Consider the following 20,981-nt stretch of genomic DNA (forward strand, 5'->3'; position numbering starts at 1 on the left):
GAAATACAAATTATGAATATTACAATTTTAACATGGGGTTCGGATGGCGATCTAATACCTTATATAGCTTTAGGATTGGGATTGCAACGGGCTGGTCATTTAGTAAAAATAGCTACTACAATTTATGCTAAAGATTTAGTTACTCAATGGGGTTTAGAGTTTATTCCTGTCGATTGTAAGGCGTGGTATAAAGATTTCTTGGTTGGTTCGCATCAAAATCCTTTTGTTATTGCGGAATATTATAATTATGTTTTACAACCAGTAGAAGAAAGCTTTTTGCCTATACTAAAAGATGTTTGTTCCGGTGCAGAAGCAATCATATTTTCACCGCCCGCATTTGCTGCTTTTGAATTGTTGGAAAAATTAGGTATACCTGGATATGCAGCTTGTGTTGTACCTCTGCATCCAACTCGTGCATTTTCTAATCACTTTACTCCCACTAATTGGCAGTTTGGAGGAACTTATAACTGGCTAACTTACACTTTTTTTAATCAACTGTTATGGCAATATATTCAAAAACCAATTAATCAATGGCGACAGGAAATTTTGCAGTTACCTCCTGTGTCTCGATTTGCAGATCCATTAAGTCGAATGTGCAAGGCTAAAATACCATTTATTTATGGTTATAGTCCTGCTTTTGTACCTAAACCTTTTGATTGGCCAGATTGGGTAAATGTTACAGGTTATTGGTTTCTAGATAAACCAAAAAATTGGCAACCACCTCAAGACTTAGTTGATTTTATAGCTGCCGACTCGCCACCTGTTTATATTGGTTTTGGCTATAAAGCAGGTTGGGATCAAAAGGCACTGATGAAATTATCTTTAGAAGCACTGGCGCTTTCTGGACAAAGAGGGATTGTATTAATGGGAGATGATTTAACCAATGAATTTGATTTACCAGATGAAGTCTTCCCAATAGAATGGGTACCCTTTGATTGGTTATTTCCTCAAATGGCAGCAGTTGTCCATCATGGTGGTTGTGGTACTGTTGCAGCTGCTTTAGGTGCTGGTGTTCCTAACATTATTGTTCCCTACAATTATGACAATTTTTTCTGGAGTTATCGGATATCTGATTTAGGGATAGGTTCACAGCCGTTGCACTTTAAGAATTTAACACCTGAAAAATTAGCTGTAGCAATTAAAGCTGTCGTTAATGACAAAGTTATTCAAAATAAGGTAATGGAAATGAGTAAATCTATTCAGGCAGAGGATGGTGTTCCAACGGCAGTGGAACTCATTCAGCATTACTTGGGAATTCATTAAAATGGTCTATATAATATTCATATTTAATGGATTTTTGTTATGTTATCTGACAATTTATAGACATATATTGATAAATAAATCAAGCAAATGTAGTAGAGAGGAATAAAGTAATGTCTATGGAAATCTATGAATCAATGGAAGGAATAGCTATTATCGGAATTTCTGGGCGGTTTCCAGGCGCAAAAAATATAACTGAATTTTGGCAAAATTTATGTGATGGAGTTGAGGCAATTTCTCAATTCAGTGATGAAGAATTAACTGCTGAGGGAGTAGATTCATCATTACTTGACAATCCTAACTATATAAAAGTAGGGTCTGTTTTAGAAGATATTGATTTATTTGATGCAGGTTTCTTTAGTTTTAACCCCAAAGAAGCAGAAATGACTGATCCGCAACATCGGTTATTTTTAGAATGTGCTTGGGAAGCTTTAGAAAATGCGGGTTATGATGTGCAAAGATGCGAAAGCAGAATTGGAGTTTATGCTGGTGCTAGTTTAAATAATTATTCATCTTTTCAGTTAAATACTGATCAAATTGGTTCAGCTAATAGCTTCCAGAAATTAATTGGTAATGATAAAGATTTTTTGTCTACTCGCGTTTCCTATAAATTAAATTTAACTGGTCCTAGTCTCACAGTACAAACCGCTTGTTCTACTTCTTTAGTTGCCACTGCTTTAGCTTGCCAAAGTTTGTTGAATTACCAATGTGATATGGCTTTAGCTGGTGGTGCTTCGGTGCGTGTACCCCAAAAAACCGGGTATTTACACCAAGAAGGAGGTATTTTATCACCTGATGGCCATTGTCGCGCTTTTGATGCTAAAGCCAAAGGAACGGTTATTGGTAATGGTGTGGGAATCGTGTTGTTAAAAAGGTTAGCGGATGCGATCGCAGACGGTGATCATATCTATGCAGTCATCAAAGGCAGTGCTATCAATAACGATGGTTCTGGTAAAGTTGGTTACACTGCACCGAGTGTAAATGGACAAGCAGAGGCGATCGCAGAAGCCATAGCTTTAGCAGACATAGAACCGGAAACCATTACTTATATTGAAACTCACGGTACAGGAACAGCTTTAGGCGACCCCATAGAGATATCTGCATTAACAAATGTTTTTCGTGCAGAGACAGACAAAAAAGCTTTCTGTGCTATTGGTTCTGTCAAAACAAATATTGGACATTTAGACGCTGCTGCTGGGGTTACAGGTTTAATAAAAACCGCTTTGGCTTTGCAACATAAATTAATTCCTCCTAGCTTAAATTTTGAACAACCTAACCCAGAAATTGATTTTGTAAATAGTCCTTTTTATGTCAATACTAAATTGACAGAATGGAATACAAATCATATACCCCGACGTGCTGGAGTTAGTTCTTTAGGTATTGGTGGGACTAATGCTCATGTGATCTTGGAAGAAGCACCCTCTTTAAGAGAGCAGGGGAGCAGGGGAGCAAGGGAGCAGGGTAGAAATTATCAATTGTTGGTACTTTCTGCTAAAACTGATTCAGCTTTAGAAACTGCTACTCAAAATTTAGTTCAATATCTTAAAGGCGAAAAGCTCACGCAAAGACGCAAAGGCGCAAAGGAAGAAAAGGAAGCAGGTATTATATCTACATCAATTCACGAATATTTTGAGTTGAATTTGTCAGATGTAGCTTATACATTGCAAGTAGGGAGAAGTGTTTTTAATTATCGTCGGTTTGTAGTTTGTCAAAACATTCAAGAGGCAATAAATACCCTAGAAAATCCTGATAATCAACAGGTATTAACTCATTTTGAAGAACCTACAAAACGGGCTATTACTTTCATGTTTCCTGGACAGGGCGCTCAATATGTGGACATGGGTAAGGAACTTTATCAAACTGAGCCGACATTTAGGGAACAGGTTGATAATTGTTGTCTACTACTCGAACCGTATTTAGGTTTAGATTTACGCTCGGTTATTTATCCTCAAGAATTTGAAAAACAAGCAGCAACAGAACACTTAAAACAAACATCCTTAGCACAACCAGCATTGTTTGTAATTGAATATGCGTTAGCTAAATTGTGGATGTCTTGGGGTATTTCTCCTCAAGCAATTATTGGTCATAGTATTGGTGAATATGTAGCCGCTTGTTTAGCTGGTGTCATGTCTTTAGAAAATGCCTTAGCTTTGGTTGCTGTGCGAGGAAAATTGATGCAGCAAATGTCACCAGGTGCAATGCTTTCTGTTTCTGCATCAGCAAAAGAAATTAAAAATTTACTAGGTGAAAATTTAGATTTAGCAGCTATTAATGCACCTTCTTTGTGTGTAGTTTCAGGAACTAATCAAGCTATAGATGAATTTCAGGAAAAACTAACTGCATTAAAAATAGAATCTCGTCGTTTACATACCTCCCATGCTTTTCACTCCTCCATGATGGAAGAAATGTTAGAACCATTTATTGCGGAAGTGAAAAAAGTAAAACTTAATTCTCCCCAAATTCCTTTTATTTCTAATTTAACGGGGAATTGGATTTTACCAGAACAAGCAATATCTTCTGATTATTGGGCGCAGCATTTACGAGAAACAGTCAATTTTTCTGCTGGTTTATCAGTTTTATTACAAAAAAATGAAAGCATTTTGTTAGAAGTAGGACCAGGAAGAACTTTATGTAGTCTAGTTAAACAACATACCCAACAAGCAGCGGGACAGGTTGTTTTACCTTCTTTGCGTCATCCCCAGGAAGAAAAATCAGATGTTAATTTCTTGCTCAATATTTTAGGGCGGTTGTGGATAGCAGGAGTTGAAATCAATTGGTCTGGTTTTTATAGCCATGAACAACGTTATCGCGTACCTTTACCAACTTATCCCTTTGAACGTCAGCGTTATTGGATTGAACCAGAAGTACAAACTCAATTATCTGGTAAAGGTGAAAACAAGCTAGGTAAAAAGTCTAATATTACTGATTGGTTTTATATTCCTTCTTGGAAACGAGTCCCCATTATCAAAACCAAAGATATTACATCTGGTTGCTCGTTAATTTTTGTAGACGAATATGGCATTGGTTCAAAAATTGTGCAAAGATTTCAAGAACTGGGACAGGATGTAATTACTGTCAAAGTTGGAGAAGCCTTTAATCAACTAGATAGCAGTACCTACACTATCAACCCCAAACAAGCAGATGATTATTATCAATTGCTGCGACAGTTACAGGAAGAAGGTAAAATACCTAATCAAATAATTCATTTGTGGAGTGTTACCCAATCACAAGCTTTATCTTGGGAAACAACTCAAAATTTAGGTTTTTACAGTCTTGTGTATCTAGCGCAAGCTATTGGACAACAACAGATAAGTGAAGAAATTCAACTGTTTGTGATTGCCAATCATCTGCATAATATCACAGGAAATGAAGAATTATATCCTGAGAAAACAACTATCTTGGGTGCTTGTAAAGTTATTCCCCAAGAATATCAGAATATAAATTGTCGTTTGATTGATATTGTACTACCAACATTAGCCAGTGAAGAGTTTATAGCGCAATTACTGGGAGAAATAACAGCAGAATCACAAAATGCTATCATTGCTTACCGTAATGATTACCGTTGGGTACAAACTTTTGAACCTATTTCTCTAGAACCAGCTACCAAAGATAAAATTCGGTTACGAAAAAACGGCGTTTACCTGATTACAGGTGGTATGGGAGGTATGGGTTTAACCTTAGCTAAATACCTAGCCAAAACTGTACAAGCTAAACTGATTTTATTAGGACGTTCGTTAACATCGCAAAACGAAAAAATTCAGGAATTAGAAGCTTTAGGTGCGGAAGTATTGATACTTGCTGCTGATGTGACAAATGATCAGCAAATGCAGAATGTTATTACTCAATCTTTAGAACGCTTTGGTACAATTCACGGTGTCATCAATACTGCGGGTGTGGCTGGTGCTGGGATGATTCAACTCAAAACCCCAGCAATTGCCGAAAGTGTTTTTGCTCCTAAAGTGCAAGGAACAATAGTTTTAAATAATGTCCTCAAAAATCAGAATTTAGACTTTTTAGTTCTTTGTTCATCCTTAAGTTCAATTCAAGGAGGATTTGGACAAGTAGATTATTGTGCTGCAAATACCTTTTTAGATGCCTTTGCTCATTGGAATACAGAAACAAATAACAGATTGACAATTTCTATTAACTGGGATGCCTGGCAACAAGTTGGCATGGCAGTGAATACTAATGTTCCTAATGAAATCAAAAACTGGCGCGAAACAACTTTAAAAAATGCTATTCTACCTACAGAAGGAATTGATGCCTTTAGCCGCATTTTAGCTAATTCACTACCACAAGTGATAGTTTCCACCCAAGATTTACAAGCAGGAATTGAGCAGCTTAACCAATTAGTGTTATCTTTATCAATTGCTCAAAAACCAGTAAATGCTGTTCAAGTATCTGCTAGTAGATATTCACGCACTCTGCAAGAAAATACTTATGTAGATCCTCGTAACGAAATTGAACAAACTATTGCGAATATCTGGGAAGAACTCATAGGTATTGAGAAAGTAGGAATTCACGATAACTTCTTTGAATTAGGTGGACATTCTTTATTAGCAGTCCAAACTATTTCTCGCCTCAGAGAAGCCTTTCAGGTCGAATTACCACTACGCACTCTCCTTTTTGATGCGCCAACAGTTAGCGAATTAGCTAATGTCATTGTCGAAAAACAACCACAATCAGAAGAACTTGATGAAATCGCCAAACTATTAGCAGAAGTAGAAAATCTTTCCCTTGAAGAACTCCAAAAACAAATAGCTCAAGAATCACCAGTTAGTTAAATCAACTTTAATTTTGTATGCCATAAAAATATGGAATTCAGCATCCTCTACTTTTCCGGCGACGGCTCAACAACAGAATTAGATAAATATAAACTGTTACTAGAAACAGCTAAATTTGCCGATCAAAATGGGTTTACAGCCCTATGGACTCCCGAACGTCATTTTCATCCTTTCGGGGGTTTGTATCCAAATCCTTCGGTAATTAGTGCAGCTTTAGCAATGATAACTAAGAACATTCAACTCAGATCAGGTAGTGTTGTCATGCCATTACAACATCCTGTTAGAGTTGCTGAAGAATGGGCAGTAGTTGATAATTTATCTGGTGGTAGAGTTGGACTTTGTTTTGCACCTGGTTGGCACGCCGATGATTTTTTATTACGTCCAGAAAATTACACTGAACGTAAAGAAGTTATGTGGCGTGACATCGAGATTTTACAAAAACTCTGGCAAGGTAAAGAAAATGAATTTGTTAATGGTTCAGGTAATAAAGTTAAGGTAAAAACATTTCCTCGACCGATACAACCTCAAGTACCAATTTGGGTTACTTGTCAAGCAGATGCTACATTTATTGGTGCAGGTAAAATAGGTGCTAATGTTTTAACTTCTTTGTTGTATGCAACTATTGATGATTTAGCCCAGCAAATATCCCTGTATCGTCGAACTGTGGCAGAACATGGACATGATCCCAAAAGTTGCAAAGTTTCTTTAATGATGCACACCTATATAGGAGAGAATGAACAATTAGTTAAGGAACAAGTAAAGCAACCTTTTTGTAATTATCTAAAAACACATTTTGGCTTAGTTGAAACCTTAGCTAAACGCATCAATTTTCAATTCAATCCTGAAAGTTTTACAGAAGAAGACCGACAACAGCTTTTAGAATTTGCTTTTGAGCGATATTTCCAACAAGATAGAGTGTTAATTGGTACACCAGAAAGTTGTCGTCAAACAATTGCTCGCTTAACAGAAATGGGCGTAGATGAAATAGCTTGTCTGGTTGATTTTGGATTGGAATTCGATACGGTAATGACAAGCTTGAATAAATTAACAGATTTTAAGCAAAACTATCAGTCAATAAAAGACGCAAGTAAATATTCCAGTCTCAGCTTATTTGGGTGATTCATTATGAAAGATATAAATGAAAGAATTGCCGCCTTATCCCCTGAACAACGAGCATTGTTTGAAATGCGGCTGAAGCAAAAAAATTTACAGATTAAAAAATCAACATCAATTCCGAAAAGAACAGCATCGGATATTTTAACTTTATCGTTAAGTCAAGAGAGGTTGTGGTTACTGCATCAACTACAACCAGATACACCTTTATATAATGAATCTAGTTTGTTGCATTTAACAGGTGTGCTTAATACTATAGCTTTACAAAAAAGTATTAATGAAATTATTAAAAGACACGAAATTCTTCGTACTAGCTTTCAAGTTGTAGATGAGCAAACTTTACAAATTATTGATCCTAAAGTTACATTTAAACTAACAAATATTGAATTACCAACCTACTCAGAAACAGAAGTAAATCAAATTGTCACAGAAAAAGCTCGTCAAGCTTTTGACCTGAGCCAAGCACCCCTGTTTCGGGGTATGCTAATTCGTATCAGTGAGCAAGAACATATTCTGCTACTCACAAAGCATCATATTATTTCTGATGGTTGGTCATGGCAAATATTTTATCGAGAATTAGCAGCACTATACCAAGGTTTCTGTCAAAATATTCCGGCAAAATTGCCAGAATTACCCATTCAATATGCGGATTTTGCACGGTGGCAAAAACAAGATTTACAGGAGAAATCCCATCAGCTTAATTACTGGAAGCAAAAACTTAAAGATGCGCCACCGATTCTCAATTTACCAACAGATTATCCCCGTCCTGCACAGCAAAGTTTTCAAGGTGCGCGTACAACTATTATAATTCCACAAATACTAACAGATGCACTCAAATCTTTTAGTCAACAGGAAGGCGTTACCCTGTTTATGGTATTGCTGGCAGCGTTTAAAACCTTACTTTACCGTTACACAGGACAAACAGATTTATCAGTTGGAACACCTGTTGCAAACCGAACCCACAGTGAAATTGAGAATTTACTGGGATGCTTCGTTAACACTTTAGTTCTCAGAACTGATGTATCTGGAGAATTGAGTTTTAAAGAGTTGGTGAAACGAGTCCGCGAGACAGCTTTAGCTGCTTATACTCATCAAGAATTACCCTTTGAACAGCTAGTTAAAGAACTACAACCGGAACGAACATTAAGCCACACTCCTCTATTTCAGGTGATGTTTGTTTTTCAAGATGCACCAATGTTAGTTCTACAAATGCCAAATTTAACCTTAGCTCCCTTAATAATAGATAACGGAAGTGCTAAGTTTGATTTGACGTTATATGTGGAAGATACAAAGCAAGAATTAATTGGATTTTTAGAATATAACACCGACTTGTTTCATGCTGACACTGTTAATAGAATGGTGGGACATTTACAGACTTTATTAGAGGGTGTAGTTGCAAATTCTCAACAAAGTTTGTGTGACTTACCATTGCTTACTGCTAGCGAACGTTATCAATTATTAGAAGAGTGGAATAATACACAAGTTGATTATCCCCAAGACCAATGTATTCATCAATTATTTGAAGCTCAAGTTGAGAAAACCCCTGATGCTGTAGCAGTGGTATTTGACAATCAGCAATTAACATATCAGGAAGTCAACACCAAAGCAAATCAACTTGCTCACTACTTGCAAAAACTGGGAGTAAAACCAGAAGTATTGGTGGGTATTTGTGTAGAGCGATCGCTTGAAATGATAATTGCTATTTTAGCAGTTCTCAAAGCAGGAGGCGCATACATCCCACTAGATCCGGCATTTCCTCAACAGCGTTTAGCTTTAATGTTGGAAGACTCTCAAGCTCTAATTTTGCTATCTCAAAAACATTTAATTGAGAGTCTTTCTACTCACAAAGCTCAAATCATTTGTTTAGATCAAGACTGGGAAAATATCGCTACCCAGGAAATAACCAACCCCAAGGTTAAAGTTAAATCAGATAATTTAATCTACACTATCTATACCTCCGGTTCTACAGGTAAACCCAAAGGTGTACAAATTATTCACAGCAATGTCGTGAATTTTCTCACTGCAATACAGCAAGAATTACACTTAACCCATGCAGATAGTTTACTTTCAGTTACTACCCTATCTTTTGATATTGCTGGGTTAGAAATTTTTCTGCCTTTAATAATAGGAGCTAAGTTAATTTTAGTCAGTCGAGAAGTAGCAACAGATGGCATACAGTTATTACAACAATTAAATAATACTTCTACCACTGTCATGCAAGCTACCCCTGCAACTTGGCGAATGTTATTAGATGCAGGTTGGCAAGGAAAATCACGGTTAAAAGTTCTTTGTGGTGGAGAAGCCTTACCTCAGAATTTAGCTGAAAAATTATCCTCACGATCTGCACAACTTTGGAATTTATACGGACCAACTGAAACAACTATTTGGTCTACAATTCATCAAATTCAAGATCCTAAACAAACAATTCCTATCGGTCGTCCTCTGGCTAATACCCAAATATATATTTTAGATAAATCTTTACAACCTGTACCTGTAGGCGTTACTGGAGAAATATATATTGGTGGTGCTGGTGTCGCACGGGGTTATTTTAACCGACCAGAGTTAACTCAAGAAAAATTTATTGCTAACCCTTTTAGTGATAACCCAGGAGAAAAATTATATAAAACAGGTGACTTGGGTCGTTATCTTGCCAATGGAGAAATTGAATATTTAGGACGCATTGACTATCAAATAAAAATGCGCGGTTTTCGTATTGAATTATCAGAGATTGAAACCATTATTAATCAACATTTATCAATCCAGACAAATATAGTAGTTTTAAGGGAAGATACACCAGGAAATAAAACTTTAGTAGCTTATCTAACTTTACAACCAGAACATTCATTAACAATTGAAGAATTACGTCGTTTTCTAGAATCGCAACTACCGGGTTACATGATACCCTCTGCTTTTGTGATTCTAGAGACACTGCCATTAACACCAAATGGCAAAATAGATAGAGCATCTTTACCAGCACCAGACCCTACAAAACTTATACAATCATCTCATTTTGTCGCCGCTTCCACTCCCATAGAAAATAAACTGGCTGAAATTTGGATGGAGGTACTTGGTATTAACAAAGTCGGTATTCATGACAATTTCTTTGAGTTGGGTGGACATTCTTTATTAGCTACTCAGGTAATTTCCCAAGTGCGAAAAGCATTAGGGGTAGAAATACCACTATGTTATTTATTTGCAACACCCACAGTAGCTGGACTTGCCAAACATATAGAAAAGGCAATTAATGAAAAAACAGAATTAAATTCATTGCCTTTAATACCTGTTGACAGAAATACAGAATTATCTCTATCTTTTGGACAGCAAAGATTGTGGTTTATTCATCAATTAGACCCTGAATCAACAGCCTATAATGGTTATGATATGGTGAGGCTGGAAGGATTATTAAATGTTCCAGCACTAGAAGAAAGCATTAACGAAATTGTGCGGCGACATGAAATTTTACGGACGTGCTTTGCAGTTTTTGAAGGGAGACCAATTCAAAAAATTATTTCTGAATTGAGAATACCTTTACCAATTGTAGATTTACAGCACTTACCAGAAATTGAAAGGGAAAAAGAAGTGCAAAGGTTAGAGGTAGAAAATGCCCAGATACCTTTTGATTTGTCACAAGCACCATTACTGCGGTTTGTGTTATTACGTCTCACCCAAGAAGAACACATTTTGTTGGTGACAAACCATCATATTATCTCTGATGCTTGGTCAGCAGCAGTGTTAATTAAAGAGGTATCAATACTTTATCAAGCCTTTGCAACTGGTCAACTTTATCCTCTACCAGAATTACCAATTCAATACGCTGATTATGCAGTTTGGCAACAACAATGGTTACAGGGTGAAAGACTTGATAATCAATTAAATTACTGGAAAAAACAGTTAGAAAATGCTAAAATAATTTTAGAATTACCAACAGATAACCCGCGCACCCAAGTACAAACTGCTTTAGGTAAAAAACACTCTTTTACCCTATCTTCAACCCTATCTAATAAGCTAAAATCTCTCAGTCAGCAAGAAGGAGTTACTTTATTTATGACTCTGCTGACAGCTTTTAATACCTTGCTTTACCACTATACACAGCAAGAAGATATACTTGTAGGTTCTCCTATTGCTAACCGTAACCGCAATGAATTAGAAGGGTTAATTGGCTTTTTCGTCAACACTTTAGTATTACGGACTAACCTTGCTGATAAACCTACTTTTCGAGAGTTATTACAACGGGTAAAAGAAACTGCTCTAGAAGCTTATGCACACCAAGATTTACCTTTTGAAAAGTTAGTATCAGAACTACAACTAGAACGAACTTTAAATTATTCACCGCTATTTCAAGTATGGTTTGTTCTCCAAAATACACCCAAATCAGATTTGAAATTAGCAGGTTTAAACCTGAGCATTTTAGAAAGCGAAAGTGGCACGGTTCGTCATGATTTAAAGTTGCAATTAACAGAAACACCCGAAGGGTTACAAGGTTTCTTTGAATATAAAACTGATTTATTTCATGCCACTACTATTAACCGTATGGCAGTTGTTTTAGAAACACTACTCCTAACTGTTTTAGAAAAACCTGATATTCAACTTGACCAACTTGTAAAAATATTACAGGAAACAGAAAAACAACAGCAAATTCGCCAAAATCAAGAATTACAAAAAAACCGGATTCAGAAATTAGGCAAAATAAAACGCAAGGCAATTACTGGCGAAAATTAACCATAGTTAGATATCAAGAATATGAATTTAAAAACATTCAAAAGAAAATCAATTACAGTATCTTCGGAAAATTTAGTAACTACTAATTTCCTGCAACATACTCAACCGCTACCTTTGGTCATTCAACCTGCGGTAGATGGCGTAAATTTAGTTAATTGGGCAAGCAGTAATCGTGACTGGATAGAGAAGCAATTAATTCAATATGGAGGTTTGCTTTTTAGAAACTTTCCAATTAATAGCTATAACGAATTTGCTAATTTTATGCAATCTGTAGCTGGTGAATTGATAGAATATTCTTATCGTTCAACTCCGCGTAGTCAAGTTGATGGTAAGATATACACATCAACAGAATATCCACCAGATCAATCAATTCCTTTACATAATGAAATGGCCTATTCTCTAAATTGGCCAATGAAAATCGCCTTCTTTTGTGTCAAGGCAGCAGAACAAGGTGGAGAAACACCAATTGCTGATAGTCGGAAAGTATTTCAACGAATAAATCCAGAAATCAAAGAGAAATTTATTCAGAAAAAAATTATGTATGTCCGTAATTACGGACAAGGAATTGATTTACCTTGGGAAACTGTATTTCAAACTGATGATAAAGCTAAAGTCAAAGCTTATTGTCAATCTTCTGGTATTGAATTTGCATGGCTGGGTGGCAATGAACTGAGAACCCGCCAAGTTTGTCAAGCTGTTGCTACCCATCCTCAAACTGGTGATTTAGTTTGGTTTAATCAAGCACATTTATTTCATATCTCCAGCTTAAAATCTGAAGTCCGTCAATCCTTACTTACCGTGCTAAATGCTGAAGAATTACCACGTAATTCTTATTATGGAGACGGTTCAGAAATCGAAACATCTGTGTTAGAAGAAATTAATCAAATCTATGAGCAAGAAACAATCACATTCTCTTGGCAGGAAGGAGATATTTTATTGCTAGATAATATGTTGGTTGCTCATGGACGTAAGCCATTTACAGGCGCAAGAAAAGTTTTGGTAGGGATGGCACAACCTTATACAGTTTAATAGTGGAAATAAATTTAATTAGAGATAAATTATGCAAACTCTATCAATACAAGGCTTTGAAATTTCACCGCAACAAAAACGCTTATGGTTATTACAGCAAGAAACTAACCATCAGCCATATCGGGTGCAGTGTGCAGTTTTAGTAGAGGGTAATATTGAATATACAATTTTAGAAAAATCCATATACAATGTTTGGGCTAAATATGAAATTTTACGTACTAGCTTTCCTACAGTTGCAGGAATGGCAGTTCCTTTGCAAGCCATTGGAGAGGAAGTGTCTATCAAGTTGAACTATTATGATTGGCAGAATTTAGATACAGAACAACAACAAATTAAAGTTAACACCTTATTTCAAGAACATAATAAATTATATTTTGATTTACAAAAAGGCTTTACTAGCCAGATTGATATCATTCAACAATCTGGAACTCAATATTTTTTACTAATAGCAATATCAGCTATTTGTTCAGATAGAATATCCCTGCATCATCTTTTGTATGATATTAGTGTCACTTATGATGCTTATGTACAGGAACATGAACTGGAAGATACACCTTTACAATATGCGGATATTGCTGCTTGGCAAAATGAGTTATTAATTGGAGAAGAAGCAGAAACCGCAAGAGATTATTGGCACAATCAAAAAGTGTCTAGCTCTCTGATAGAAAAATTACCACACGAAAAGAAAGTTAACCAAATACCAATCTTTGAACCCAAAGTTATCAGCATCAATTTTGATCCTGCTATTACAAATAATATTGCTCTTTTATCACAAAAAAACTCTGTTGATATTTCAAAAGTTTTAATGGCTTGCTGGCAAATTTTACTATGGCGTTTGACTAACAAATCTGAAGTCGTTTTAGCTTTGTCTTGTGATGGCAGAAATTATGAAGAATTACAGCCAGCAGTTGGTTTATTAGCTAAATATTTACCGATTCGTATTCAAATACAAGAAGATAATATACTTGCTGATATATTAAATCAGTTCGATAAGCAATTAACTGAACTAAGTCAATGGCAAGACTTTTTTAATTCCGAAGATTTCTTTGCTGAGACTAAAGATACTCAGGAATCATCATTTTCACCTTTTGCTTTTGAATTTGTATCCCAGCCAAATCAATATTTTACTGGTGGTTTATCTTTCTTGATTCAAAAAATATATAGCTGTGTTGAAAGCTTCAAGGTTAAACTATTATGCTGGCAACAAAGCGATTCACTCACAGCAGAATTACACTATGATGCTAACTTATTTGAGCAAAAAGATATTGAAAGATTAGCAGCACAGTTTCAGACTTTGCTAATAAGTGCAATTAAAAATCCAGAGACTAAAATTGCTCAACTAGAAATCCTGTCTCAACAAGAACGCTACCAAATATTAACCGGATTTAACAATAATAAAACGCTTGTTCCTCCATACCAGTGCATTCACCATTGGATTGAAACACAAGTAAATAAAACACCAGATAATATTGCAGTTGTTTTTGGTAATCACCATTTAACTTATCAAGAACTAAATATCAAAGCTAACAACTTAGCTCATCATTTAGCATCATTAGGAGTTCAACCGGAAACAGTTGTTGCTGTCTGCGTTGAACGTTCTTTAGAGATGATAGTTGGTATTCTTGGCATTCTCAAAGTAGGTGCAGCCTATTTACCTATAGAACCTTTATTACCTGAACAAGCATTAGCTTTTAGATTACAAGATGCTCAAGTATCTGTTTTATTAACTCAGACACACCTGTTAGAAAAAGTTGATAAATTGCCTTTAGTTGCTGAAAATAATATCAAGGTATTGTTTGTTGATGACACGTTTTTACAATCAAAAAGTATTCACAAAAACCTCTCTCCAAACCTCTCTCCTACAAGGAGAGAGGCTTTAAATCCCCCATTCCCTCATAGGGAAGGGGGGCTAGGGGGGTTAAGTTATTCAGACTTATTGCTCTCAGAAAATACTGTTAAAACATCCTCTGATGAAGAAATTAATGATTTAGGAATAGCTAATTTTAACTCTCCTAATTCTGAGAATTTAGCTTATGTCATATACACCTCTGGTTCTACGGGTAAACCCAAAGGTGTTGTAGTTGAACATCGGCAAATAGTCAACTATGTTAACGGTATTTTAGAAAACCTAAATTTACCAGATGTGGCAAATTTTGCTATTGTTTCTACCTTCGCAGCAGACTTAGGAAATACAGCTATTTTCTCAGCATTATGTACAGGTGGATGTTTACATATTATTGCTGAAAATGTTGCTACTGATCCGGTTGCTTTTGCTGATTATAATTACCGACATTCTCTAGATTGCCTGAAAATAGTTCCTTCCCACTTATCCGCTTTATTATCAGGTTCACATCCCGAAAAACTTTTACCACGTCAGCGTCTTATTCTTGGTGGTGAAGCTGCAACCTGGGATTTGATTAAACGAGTATATGAATTAGTAACAGAATGCAAAATTTTTAATCACTATGGACCAACAGAAACTACCGTTGGTGTACTCACCTATCCGGTGGAAGAAATTTCTAATGATCCAGCATTAAATATAGTTCCTCTGGGTCGTCCTTTAGCCAATACCCAAATCTATTTACTCGATAATTATTATCAACCTGTTCCCTTGGGTGTAATAGGAGAAATATACATTGGTGGTGATAATGTAGCCAGAGGTTATATTAATCAACCAGAATTAACTAATGAGCGATTTATCCCTCATCCATTCAGTAGTGAACCCAGTGCAAGACTTTATAAAACTGGGGATTTAGGACGCTATCAACCTGATGGTAATTTAGAATTTTTAGGTCGAATTGATGACCAAGTAAAATTACATGGTTATCGTATAGAACTAGGAGAAATTGAAGCTGTACTTCGCCAAAATTCCCAAGTGCGAGAGGTAGTTGTAGTTGCGAAAGAAGTACATCCAGGGAAAAACCAGCTTGTAGCTTATATAGTGCCTGAAGGTCATTTAAAACCTGCTGAATTGCGCGATTTCATCAAGCAAAAACTGCCTGAATATATGCTGCCTTCACAATTTGTATCCTTGAAGGCTTTACCGCTAACAGCGAATGGGAAAATTGACAAAAAAGCTTTACCAGCACCAGAAGCAGTTAAACCAGAATTACAAGCTGCTTTTGTTGCACCATGTACACCAGAAGAAATTGCATTAGCCAAAATTTGGGCTGAACTTCTCAATTTAGAGCAAGTTAGTATTCATGATAACTTCTTTGAATTAGGGGGAGATTCGATTATTAGTATTCAGGCGATCGCAAAAGCTAACCAAGTCGGTTTAAGACTCACTCCCAAGCAAATTTTTGAACACCAAACCATTGCTAAATTAGCCCTAGTTGCAGATACTAGCACCAAGACAGATTCAGAACAAGGATTGGTAATTGGTTCTGTACCATTCACACCAATTCAACATAGCTTTTTTGCCCAAAAATTACCAGAAGCGCATCATTGGAATCAATCATTTTTGCTGGAATTACAGCAAGATATTGAGCCTAATATTTTACAGCAATCAATACAGTATTTACTCGCACACCATGACGCACTGCGTTTGCATTTTCAACCTACAACTAATGGTTGGGAATCATTCAATGTTGGTGTTAATTCAGAAATACCATTTACCAAATTTGATTTCTCTCATCTCACCCAAGAACAACAAAAAACATCTATTGAAGCCAAAGCCACAGAATTACAGGCAAGCTTGGATTTATCAAATACTAAATTAGTACAGGTAGCACTATTTGATTTAGGTTCTCAACAAAATAACCGCTTACTAATCATCATTCATCATTTGGCTGTTGATGGTGTATCCTGGCGGATTTTGTTGTCGGATTTGCAAACAGCTATAGAACAACTTCAGCAAAATCAAGAAATTCAATTACCAGCAAAAACCACTTCTTTTAAACAATGGAGTGAACGTTTGCAAGAATATGCAAACACAAAGACGTTACACTCACAATTAGATTTCTGGTGTTCTGATTTAAGAAAACGAGCTTCTTCTTTACCAGTACATTATGCAGGGGGATTAAATACTGTATCTACAAGTAAAACTCTGTCAGTATTTCTTAATGAAACTGAAACACAAGCATTGCTGCAAGAAGTACCAGCCAAGTACCATACACAAATAAACGATGTTTTATTAACAGCACTAGCAAAAACTTTTGCAGAGTGGACAGGAGAAAAAACACTGTTAATCAACTTAGAGGGACATGGACGAGAAGACATCTTTACTGATGTTGATTTATCTCGTACAGTCGGTTGGTTTACTACTATATTTCCCGTCCTGTTGGATTTAGAAAATATTGCCACAGTTGGGGATGCTTTAAAAGCAATTAAAGAACAACTACGTAGTATTCCAAATCGGGGTTTTGATTATGGTGTATTGCGTTATTTATGCAGCGATACTGTTCAATATTTAGCTGCTATGCCTCAAGCAGAAGTGTGTTTCAACTATTTAGGACAATTTGACCAAGTATTACAAGAATCTTCTTTATTCAAATTAGCATCAGAATCAAGTGGTGTAGAGCGTAGCCTTTTAGGAAGTCGCCGCCATTTATTTGATATTAATGGATTTGTGACAGGAGGCTGTCTAAAAATCAATTGGACTTATAGCACAGCAATACATAAAGCAGAAACGGTATTAAGTCTTGCTCAAAGTTTTCTCCAAGCACTGCAAGAAATTATTATTCATTGTCAATCGGCTGATGCAGGAGGTTACACCCCTTCTGATTTTTCTAAAGCAAAGGTAAGTCAAAAAGACCTGGACTTTTTACTGGCAAAAATTAACCAAGGAAGTGAGAAATAAACAATATGAAAGCTGACAACATCCAAGATATTTATGAACTTTCACCACTACAACAGGGTATTCTCTTTCATAGTTTATATGCTCCCGAATCGGCTGTTTATTTTGTCCAGTTATGTTACTCACTGAAGGGCAATTTTAATGTTGTGGCTTTTGCACAAGCTTGGCAAGAAGTAGTCAACCGTCACACTGTTTTACGCACAGCTTTTTATTGGGAAAATCTAGAAAAACCTTTACAAGTTGTGCATCAGGAAGTCAAAATATCACTGATACAGCATGACTGGCAAGATATCAACCCAAATCATCAGTCGCAGAAATTACAGGAATTTTTGCAGCAAGATAGAGCATCCCATTTTGACCTGACACAACCATGTTTAATGCGGCTCCAGTTAATTCGCTGTACTGATGATTCTTACTATTTTATTTGGAGTAAACACCATCTCATCTTAGATGGTTGGTCAACAGCTTTAGTTTTAAAAGAAGTAGTGGAAACTTACCAATCACTTTGTCAAGGTGAAAATTTACCTTTAGTATTGGGTAGTTCTTTTGGAGATTATATAGGTTGGTTGCAACAACAAGATTTTAACCAAGCTAAAACCTTTTGGCAACAGTCCTTAAAGGGAGTGACAGCACCCACACCTTTGATTAATTTAAATGTTGAAAATTCATCAAACCAACTTGAACAATATGATCAGCAAGTAATTAAACTTTCACAAACAACTACTTCAGAATTACAAACTTTAGCTAGACAAAATCAACTAACATTAAATACTTTAGTGCAAGGTGCATGGTCTTTACTTCTCAATCGTTATAGTAGAGAAACAGATGTAATTTATGGTGTAACAGTCTCCGGTCGTCCAGCAGATTTAGTCAAAGCCGAATCTGTGGTGGGGATGTTTATCAATACTTTACCTGTGCGAGTGACAATTAATGGTGAAGAATCTTTGTTATCTTGGTTGAAAAGATTGCAAACACAACTAACAGAAATTCGACAATATGAATATAGTCCACTGGTAGAGGTACAAGGTTGCAGTGAAGTACCGCGAGGTTTGCCTTTATTTGAAAGTATATTAGTATTTGAGAATTATCCCATTGATACTGTGCTAAAACATGGGATTCAAGATTTAGAAATTCAGTCTATTAGTTCTGTTGATAATACTAACTATCCTCTAACAGTAACAGTTATACCTGGTTCTGAGTTAGAACTGAGAATATCTTACAATTGCGATCTGCTTGCAGCAGCGCCTCGCTATCGCTTTCATGCAGATACTATCACTCGGATGCTTGGGCATCTTATAACTTTACTGGAAAATATGATTGCAGATGTCAATCAGTCTCTGGCTTCATTGTCAATGTTGACCAAAGTGGAAAAACATCAACTGCTAGTGGAGTGGAACAATACTCAAGCTAAATATCCCCAGAATAAGTGTATTCATCAATTATTTGAAGAACAGGTAGAAAAAACACCAGATGCAGTTGCGGTAGTTTTTGCAGATAAACAATTAACCTACAGACAATTAAACCAAAAAGCCAATCAACTAGCACATTACTTAGCAAGTTTAGGTGTTAGCACTGGGGTAAATGTTTGTATTTTTCTAGAACGCGGTTTAGAAATGCTAGTGGGATTATTAGCTATCCTCAAAGCAGGTGGTACTTACTTACCATTAGACCCAGCATATCCTCCAGAACGCTTAACTTATATATTGGCAGATGCTCAAATATCAATTTTATTAACACAACAAAATTTATTAACGGTCTTACCAAAAAACCAAACTCAAATTCTGTGCTTAGATAAAGAATGGGAAAAGATTTCTCAGCAGTCTCAAGAAAACTTAGTTAATAGAAACACAACCCAAAACCTAGCTTATATAATTTACACTTCTGGTTCTACAGGTAAACCAAAAGGTGTACAAATACCTCATCAAGCTGTGGTTAACTTCCTGATTTCTATGCTGGAAAAACCAGGGCTAACAGACCAAGATACAATCTTATCTATCACGACAATTACTTTTGATATCGCTGTTTTAGAACTTTTTCTTCCTCTAATTATTGGTGCGCGGTTAGTCATAGTTAGCCGTGAAATTGCCACAGATGGCAGTCAATTATTAAAGTGTTTGGTAAACTCTGGTGCTACTGTTATGCAAGCAACACCAGCAACTTGGAAACTACTTTTAGAATCTGGGTGGCAGGGTAGTCCAAACTTGAAAATCCTCTGTGGTGGAGAAAATTTATCCCAACAAATAGCACAAAATTTAGTAGAAAAATGTGCTGCTGTGTGGAATATGTATGGACCCACAGAAACTACTATTTGGTCTACTCTCTACAAACTTGATATTCACAAACAGCAAGTATTAATTGGTCGTCCCATTGCCAACACACAAATTTATGTTTTAGATGACAATTTACAACCAGTACCTATAGGAGTAATAGGTGAACTTTATATTGGTGGTGATGGTTTAGCGAGAGGCTATCATAACCGTCCAGATTTAACAGATAAAAAGTTTATTCCCAATATTTTTAGTACAGAAACAAAAGCACGGCTATATAAAACTGGTGACTTAGTTCGCTATCTGACCGATGGGAATATTGAGTTTTTAGGACGCATTGATAACCAAGTAAAAATTCGCGGTTTTCGGATTGAACTGGGAGAAATTGAAGCGTTACTGAGCCAACATCCAGAAGTAAAAGAAACTGTAGTAGTAGTGAGAGAAGATAACCCAGGTGATAAAAGATTAGTAGCTTATATTGTTGCTAATGGCATTCTGCAAACTTCGGAAATTCGCAACTTCTTAAAAGACAAGCTGCCAGATTACATGATACCTTCAGCATTTGTGCAGCTTGACACCCTTCCACTTACACCAAATGGAAAAATAGACCGCCGAGCCTTACCAGCACCAGATAAAAGCAACTTAGAATTAAAAAATTTCTTTGTTGCACCTCGTACCGCCGTTGAGGAAATCTTAGCAGGAATTTGGAAAAAAATACTTCACGTTGAGCAAGTAGGTATTCATGATAATTTCTTTGAACTTGGTGGACATTCTCTATTAGCCACTCAAGTTATTTCTCGCATTCGTGAAACCTTCCGCATAGAATTACCTTTGCGTTATTTATTTGAATCGCCAACAGTAGAGAAATTAGCACAAAAAATTATTGCCCAAGAAGCCAAACCAGGAATCACAGAAAGAATGGCTCAAATCCTCAAACAGCTTGATGGTATGTCTGATGAGGAAGCAAAACAAGCATTACAAAACCGCAAAACCGCAAAGCAGTAAAAGAGG

Annotated in this window: 7 protein-coding genes; all 7 read left to right on the top strand. The window is 36.2% G+C overall.

Annotated features, from left to right (window positions below; translation table 11 throughout):
• The first annotated feature begins 12 nt into the window (after positions 1-12).
• The 7 genes from H6G06_RS07650 (at position 13) to H6G06_RS07680 (ending at position 20,975) form a co-directional block, all read left to right on the top strand.
• Positions 13-1,263 (top strand): glycosyltransferase, encoded by a 1,251-nt coding sequence (locus H6G06_RS07650; protein ID WP_190558703.1) that lies wholly within the window; start codon positions 13-15, stop codon positions 1,261-1,263.
• Between the two features lie 110 nt (positions 1,264-1,373).
• Entirely contained in the window at positions 1,374-6,044 is a 4,671-nt protein-coding gene (locus H6G06_RS07655; protein WP_242039623.1) for a type I polyketide synthase, read from the top strand.
• Positions 6,045-6,074: 30 nt separating this feature from the next.
• Positions 6,075-7,163 carry an LLM class flavin-dependent oxidoreductase gene (locus H6G06_RS07660; RefSeq protein WP_190558705.1) on the top strand — a complete coding sequence of 363 codons (1,089 nt, stop codon included), beginning with the start codon at positions 6,075-6,077 and terminating at the stop codon, positions 7,161-7,163.
• A gap of 6 nt (positions 7,164-7,169) precedes the next feature.
• Entirely contained in the window at positions 7,170-11,876 is a 4,707-nt protein-coding gene (locus H6G06_RS07665) for a non-ribosomal peptide synthetase (RefSeq protein WP_190558707.1), read from the top strand.
• A gap of 21 nt (positions 11,877-11,897) precedes the next feature.
• Entirely contained in the window at positions 11,898-12,905 is a 1,008-nt protein-coding gene (locus H6G06_RS07670) for a TauD/TfdA family dioxygenase (protein ID WP_190558709.1), read from the top strand.
• A 31-nt stretch (positions 12,906-12,936) separates the two neighbouring features.
• Complete coding sequence (locus tag H6G06_RS07675) at positions 12,937-17,706, top strand: non-ribosomal peptide synthetase (protein WP_190558711.1); 4,770 nt, start codon at positions 12,937-12,939, stop codon at positions 17,704-17,706.
• 5 nt (positions 17,707-17,711) lie between these two features.
• The gene (locus H6G06_RS07680) at positions 17,712-20,975 is read left to right on the top strand and encodes a non-ribosomal peptide synthetase (RefSeq protein WP_190558713.1); all 3,264 of its coding nucleotides are present in this window, start codon (positions 17,712-17,714) and stop codon (positions 20,973-20,975) included.
• Positions 20,976-20,981: the final 6 nt, after the last annotated feature.

Origin of the sequence: Anabaena sphaerica FACHB-251, assembly GCF_014696825.1 — a bacterium.
GTDB lineage: Bacteria > Cyanobacteriota > Cyanobacteriia > Cyanobacteriales > Nostocaceae > RDYJ01.

What these genes read in the sequence shown, in the direction of transcription:
- H6G06_RS07660 (WP_190558705.1), top strand. Translation starts at nt 6,075, where the DNA reads ATGGAATTCAGCATCCTCTACTTTTCCGGCGACGGCTCAACAACAGAA.
- H6G06_RS07680 (WP_190558713.1), top strand. Translation starts at nt 17,712, where the DNA reads ATGAAAGCTGACAACATCCAAGATATTTATGAACTTTCACCACTACAA.
- H6G06_RS07650 (WP_190558703.1), top strand. Translation starts at nt 13, where the DNA reads ATGAATATTACAATTTTAACATGGGGTTCGGATGGCGATCTAATACCT.
- H6G06_RS07675 (WP_190558711.1), top strand. Translation starts at nt 12,937, where the DNA reads ATGCAAACTCTATCAATACAAGGCTTTGAAATTTCACCGCAACAAAAA.
- H6G06_RS07655 (WP_242039623.1), top strand. Translation starts at nt 1,374, where the DNA reads ATGTCTATGGAAATCTATGAATCAATGGAAGGAATAGCTATTATCGGA.
- H6G06_RS07665 (WP_190558707.1), top strand. Translation starts at nt 7,170, where the DNA reads ATGAAAGATATAAATGAAAGAATTGCCGCCTTATCCCCTGAACAACGA.
- H6G06_RS07670 (WP_190558709.1), top strand. Translation starts at nt 11,898, where the DNA reads ATGAATTTAAAAACATTCAAAAGAAAATCAATTACAGTATCTTCGGAA.